A 6,330-nucleotide genomic window follows, 5' to 3' on the forward strand; every position below is an offset into this window, starting at 1 on the left:
GACAGTTTGGACCAATCAGACGCGTGCCATTGCCATTGGTTTCCAAATAACGTTTGGCTTTCAGCATATCGAGTGTTGGTACACCTTCAGTAATCACAACGATCAGCTCAATACGTGAGTCAACAGCTTCTACAATAGAATCAAGTACAAAAGGTGCAGGCACATAAATCACAGAAGCATCAGCCTGAGTTTCTTGTACTGCTTCACGCATGGTATTAAACACAGGTAAATCTAGATGTTTCTGCCCACCCTTACCCGGCGTAACTCCACCCACGACTTTGGTACCATAGGCGATTGCCTGTTCTGAATGAAAAGTACCATTTTTACCGGTAAAACCTTGAACCAAAACTTTTGTGTCTTTATTTACTAATACGCTCATGATCAATACCCCTTTAAGCTTTTACTGCAGCAACAATTTTTTCTGCTGCATCGGCCAGGCCATTTGCAGAAATCAATTTCAAACCAGATTCATCGAGTAACTTGGCACCCAGCTCGGCATTGTTCCCTTCCAGGCGAACCACAACCGGCACAGTGACATTCACTTCTTGAACTGCTGCAATAATTGCTTCCGCAATCATGTCACAACGTACAATTCCACCAAAAATATTAATCAAGACACCTTGAACAGAAGTGTCGGCAAGAATGATTTTGAAAGCTTCAATCACGCGTTCTTTGGTTGCACCACCACCCACATCCAGGAAGTTGGCAGGCTGACCGCCATACAGTTTAATAATGTCCATAGTTGCCATGGCGAGACCTGCACCATTCACCATACAACCGATATTGCCTTCTAAAGCCACATAGTTCAGATCAAACTCAGAAGCTTTTAATTCACGCTCATTCTCTTGTGATTTATCGCGTAATGCAGCGACTTCAGGCAGACGATACAGCGCATTAGAATCAATCCCGACTTTTGCATCCACGCAGAGAATATCGCCATTCTCACGTACAGATAGCGGATTGATTTCAAATAATGCAAAATCATTTTCAACAAAAGCCTGATAGGCTGCGGTCATAATCTTGACGAACTGGTTAATTTGTCCATCTTTCAAATTCAGCGCAAATGCTACTTCACGGGCTTGAAATGGTAGTAAACCCACCAAAGGATCCACTTCAACTTTTATAATTTTTTCAGGAGTTTCTTCGGCCACTTTTTCAATTTCAACACCGCCTTCAGTAGACGCCATAAAGGTGATACGACGACTAGAACGGTCAACGACTGCACCGAGGTACAACTCGCGCTCAACTGGATAAACATCCTCAGAGACTAAAATGCTGTTGACTGGCTGTCCATTGGCATCGGTCTGATAAGTCACCAAGCGTGAACCAATAATCTGATTGGCATATTCAGAGGCTTCGGCAGCTGATTTTACTACTTTTACCCCACCAGCCTTACCACGTCCCCCGGCATGCACCTGGGCTTTAAGTACCGCAAATTTTCCTCCAAGCTGCTCAAAAGCTTTTACGGTTTCTTCTGCCCTTGTGGCCAGAATACCTTCTTGAACAGGCATACCATATTTTTTTAATAACGTTTTCGCTTGATACTCATGTAAATTCATTGAATAACCTTTTATTACTTCTTTGCTTTGTTATAACCCACCAGTACCCAGACCTCCGTCATAGCAGCACCAGCATTTTTTAAAATCGTTATCTTTATTTTTAGATGATTGTTCCAATAAAAACAACCATGAAATGTAAAAAGAGCGACCTAAGTCGCTCTTTTTTCGAATTACTTACGCTTACGTTGAATCGCGTGAATTGCGCGTCCATCGACTGCCAAAGCAGCTTCATGCACGACTTCAGAGAAAGTTGGGTGACCGAAAGTCATCAACTGTAGATCCTCAACTGAAGATACAAACTCAAGCGCGATCATACCTTGGTGTACGATATCAGACGCAGCAGGTCCAATCACGTGCATACCAAGTAAACGATCTGTTTTTGCATCAGCAACAAACTTGACGAAACCAGCACCTTCACCAGCAGCGAGTGCACGGCCGTTGACAGCGAAACCGAATTGACCAGTTTTCACTTCGTGACCTTTTTCAGTCGCTTGCTGTTCTGTTAAACCTACCCACGCCGCTTCTGGATGTGTGTAAATTACAGAAATGATCGTGTCATAGTTCACTTGTGCAGCATGACCGTGAATACGTTCCGCTGCCATTACGCCTTCTTCCATTGCTTTATGCGCAAGCATTGGACCACGTACCAAGTCACCAATTGCATATACCCCTTCAACAGAAGTTGCACACCAATCGTTTACTTCAACCAAACCACGTTCAGTTAATTTGATGCCACAATCATCAGCCAATAAACCTTCAGCATAGGCACGACGACCGACACAAACGATCAATTTATCGAAAGTTTCAGTTTTGTCTTCGCCAGCTTGGTTATATTTAACCGTGACTTCACGACCGTTGATTTCAGTACCAGCAACTTTCGCACCGATACGGATATCCATACCTTGCTTAGTCAACAGTTTTTGGAAGTCTTTTGCCAAAGCTTTATCAGCCATTGGCAAGAATGCGTCCATTGCTTCAAATACAACAACTTCCGCACCCAAACGACGCCATACTGAACCAAGCTCAAGACCGATTACACCAGCACCGATCACGCCTAAACGCTTAGGTACTTCTGGAAATTCAAGTGCGCCAGTAGAATCAACGATTAAGTCTTGATCTACAGGAGCCACTGGAATATTTACAGGCACAGAACCAGTCGCAAGAATCACGTATTTAGGTTCTAAAACTTGAGTTTCACCTTCGTGAGAAACAAATTCTACTTTTTTACCGGCAAGCAGTTTACCCGTACCTTTTAACCACTCGATGCCATTACCTTTAAGTAATTGATCGATACCGCCAGTCAATTGATCTACAACTTTGTCTTTACGAGCCAGCATTTTAGCAAGATCAAATTTAACTTCACCGGTCGTAATACCATGGTCATCTAAATGCTGAACGGTATCTTCATAACGATGTGAAGAATCAAGTAAAGCTTTAGACGGGATACAACCGACGTTTAAGCAAGTACCGCCTAAAGATGGTTTACCTTTATGAATACGTTTTTCGATACACGCAACTTTAAAACCAAGTTGAGCTGCACGAATCGCTGCTTCATAACCACCTGGTCCACCACCGATAACAACAAGATCAAACTGTTGAGACATGTTTATCTCCAAAAATGGGCCTAGAGTTTTGCCCTAAGCCCATGGATTTATTCTAAAGAATTAAAGGTCAAGGATAAGGCGAGCAGGCTCTTCTAACAATTCTTTGATTGCTACAAGGAAACCTACAGCTTCTTTACCATCAATTAAACGGTGATCATAAGACAATGCAAGGTACATCATTGGCAAGATTTCTACTTGACCATTGACTGCCATTGGACGGTCCTGGATTTTGTGCATACCCAAGATCGCAGTTTGTGGCGTGTTCAAAATTGGTGTAGAAAGCAATGAACCGAAAGTACCACCATTGGTAATAGTGAACGTACCGCCAGTCATGTCTTCAATGCCTAATTTGCCATCACGAGCTTTACCAGCATAAGCGCGGATACCGTTTTCTACTTCAGCGTAGTTCATACGGTCTGTATCACGAAGTACAGGAACCACTAGACCACGTTCAGATGAAACTGCAACACCGATGTCATAGTAACCATGATAAACAATATCATCGCCATCGATAGAAGCGTTTACCGCTGGGTAGCGTTTCAGTGCTTCAGTCGCTGCTTTAACGAAGAATGACATGAAGCCTAAACGTGCGCCATGACGTTTTTCGAATGCATCTTTATATTGAGCACGCATTTCCATGATTGGTTTCATGTTCACTTCGTTGAACGTCGTTAACATTGCAGTGCTTTGTGTCGCATTAAGCAGACGTTCAGCAACACGTTTACGAAGACGAGTCATAGGAACGCGTTTTTCGATACGTTCACCTACAGCAACGCTTAAAGGCGCAGCAGCAGGAGCAGCTGGTTTAGCTTGATGGTTTACAACATCTTCTTTAGTGATGCGGCCACCGCGACCAGTACCTGAAACGTCAGTAGCAGCAATACCTGATTCTGTTAATGCTTTACGCACTGCAGGCGCCTGGTCAGCAACAGGTTGAGCGCGCTCAACTACAGGTGCATTACCTGCTTCTGTTTGTGCAGCAGCTTGTTCAACTTTTTCTTCAGACTGAACTGCTTGAGTTTGATCAGCGCCAGAAACAGCACCTTCTTCAAACTGTGCAATTACTTCATTCGATAATACTGTATCGCCTTCATTTTTAATGATTGAGGCAATTGTACCGTCAGCAGGAGCAACAACTTCTAAAACAACTTTATCAGTTTCGATATCGCAGATCACTTCATCACGTGATACAGCTTCACCTGGTTGTTTATGCCAAGTTGCGATCGTACCGTCTGCAACTGACTCTGGGAATACCGGTGCTTTAATTTCGGTTGCCATTATTTAGAATCTCCTGATTGTTCAGCTGCAATCGCGAGTGCGTCATTTACCAGCTGAGCTTGTTGTTTTGCATGCAAATATGGTGAACCACAAGCCGGTGCAGCAGAAGCTTCACGACCTGCATAACTGATACGAACTTGTTTACCCGCTTTCATCACGTCGTCATATAGACGCGGAGCGATGAACAACCAAGCACCTTGGTTTTTCGGTTCTTCTTGAGTCCAAACCACTTCTTTTACGTTTGGATAAGAAGCAAGTACTTCAGCAATACGTTGTTCTGGATATGGGTACAATTGTTCGATACGAACGATTGCAGTGTTGTTTAATTCTTGCTCACGACGTTTTTCAAGCAAATCGTAATAAACCTTACCACCACAAAGCACAAGACGAGTGACATCTGACTTGTTGATGTTGTCGATTTCATCGATCACAGTCTGGAATGTACCAGTTGCAAGTTCTTCCAATGTAGAAGTTGCAAGTTTGTGACGAAGCAATGACTTCGGTGAAGTCACAATCATTGGTTTACGGATTGGACGGATTGCCTGACGACGCATCGCATGGAAAATCTGTGCCGGTGTCGTTGGCGTAATCACTTGCATGTTGTCTTCAGCACATAGCTGCAAGAAACGTTCTAGACGTGCAGATGAATGCTCTGGACCTTGACCTTCAAAACCGTGTGGAAGAAGCAATGTCAAGCCACATACACGCTCCCATTTGGTTTCACCAGATGAGATGAACTGGTCGATTACCACTTGCGCACAGTTAGCAAAGTCACCGAACTGAGCTTCCCAAATAATCAAGCTCTTCGGTAAAGTCGTTGCATAACCATATTCAAATGCTAGCACCGCCATTTCTGACAATAAAGAGTCATAAATTGCAGTACGCGGCTGGTTTTCTTTCAAGTTACATAATGGAATGTAAGTTGAACCATCTACCTGGTTATGTAGTTTCGCGTGACGGTGTGAGAAAGTACCACGGCCCACGTCTTCACCCGTTAAACGTACCAGGAAGCCTTCATCAAGAATGGTCGCATACGCTAAAGTTTCTGCAGCACCCCAGTTCAGCGGCATTTCACCCGTTTGCATTTTCAGGCGATCATCAATCACTTTCGCTACTTGACGTTGCATCACGAAGCCTTCTGGAAGCTCGCGCATTTTTTTGCCAAGTTCTTTTAAGCGTTCGATCGGGAAAGTGGTATCCCAAACGTCAGTGTAATCATGACCTAGATAAGGTGACCAATCCACAAACATTTTGGTATTTGGCTCAAGAACAAGTGCGTTAGCAACGTGTTTACCTGCTTCAAGGTCAGAACGATATTGTTCAACCATGGCATCAGCTGAAGCACGATCCAATACACCTTGTTGTACAAGTTGATCAGCATAAAGCGTACGTGTGGTCGCTTTCTTGTTGATGACTTGGTACATCATTGGTTGAGTTGCAGCTGGTTCATCTGCTTCGTTGTGACCGCGACGACGGTAGCAGAACATGTCAATCACGACATCCTTACGGAATGTATGACGGAAATCATGAGCCAATTGAGAAACGAACAATACTGCTTCAGGGTCATCACCATTGACATGGAAGATTGGCGCCTGAATCATTTTCGCAATGTCAGTACAGTATTCTGTAGAACGTGCATCACGTGGATCAGACGTTGTGAAACCTACCTGGTTGTTTACAACGATGTGAACCGTACCACCCACGGTGTAACCACGCGTTTGTGACATTTGGAAGGTTTCTTGGTTTACACCTTGACCTGCAAATGCAGCATCACCATGTACGATGATTGGCAATACGTCATCACCGCCAATGTCTTTACGACGTACTTGACGAGCACGTACCGAACCTTCAACTACAGGTCCAACAATTTCCAGGTGTGACGGGTTAAA

5 protein-coding genes are annotated in these 6,330 nt (G+C 43.9%); all 5 read right to left on the reverse strand.

Annotation, left to right across the window (positions count from 1 at the left end; translation table 11 throughout):
• A partial coding sequence (locus B2Y23_RS03185) for a succinate--CoA ligase subunit alpha (RefSeq protein WP_414632115.1) occupies positions 1 to 379 on the reverse strand: 379 nt, incomplete at its 3' end.
• A gap of 13 nt (positions 380 to 392) precedes the next feature.
• Positions 393 to 1,559 (reverse strand): ADP-forming succinate--CoA ligase subunit beta, encoded by a 1,167-nt coding sequence (gene sucC, locus B2Y23_RS03190; protein ID WP_291368979.1) that lies wholly within the window; start codon positions 1,557 to 1,559, stop codon positions 393 to 395.
• A gap of 170 nt (positions 1,560 to 1,729) precedes the next feature.
• Entirely contained in the window at positions 1,730 to 3,163 is a 1,434-nt protein-coding gene (lpdA, locus tag B2Y23_RS03195; protein ID WP_291356267.1) for a dihydrolipoyl dehydrogenase, read from the reverse strand.
• A gap of 60 nt (positions 3,164 to 3,223) precedes the next feature.
• A complete protein-coding gene (gene odhB, locus B2Y23_RS03200; RefSeq protein WP_291368981.1) occupies positions 3,224 to 4,441 on the reverse strand; it encodes a 2-oxoglutarate dehydrogenase complex dihydrolipoyllysine-residue succinyltransferase in 1,218 nt (405 codons plus the stop codon).
• Positions 4,441 to 6,330, reverse strand: a 1,890-nt coding sequence (locus B2Y23_RS03205) for a 2-oxoglutarate dehydrogenase E1 component (RefSeq protein ID WP_291368982.1), incomplete at its 5' end; no start/stop codon positions are given. The genes B2Y23_RS03205 and odhB, both read right to left, overlap by 1 nt.

This window comes from Acinetobacter sp. UBA5934, from assembly GCF_002430855.1.
Classification (GTDB): Bacteria; Pseudomonadota; Gammaproteobacteria; order Pseudomonadales; family Moraxellaceae; genus Acinetobacter.

Bases quoted from the DNA above. Each gene is read 5' to 3' on its own strand.
- sucC (WP_291368979.1), bottom strand. From the start codon at position 1,559: ATGAATTTACATGAGTATCAAGCGAAAACGTTATTAAAAAAATATGGT.
- lpdA (WP_291356267.1), bottom strand. From the start codon at position 3,163: ATGTCTCAACAGTTTGATCTTGTTGTTATCGGTGGTGGACCAGGTGGT.
- odhB (WP_291368981.1), bottom strand. From the start codon at position 4,441: ATGGCAACCGAAATTAAAGCACCGGTATTCCCAGAGTCAGTTGCAGAC.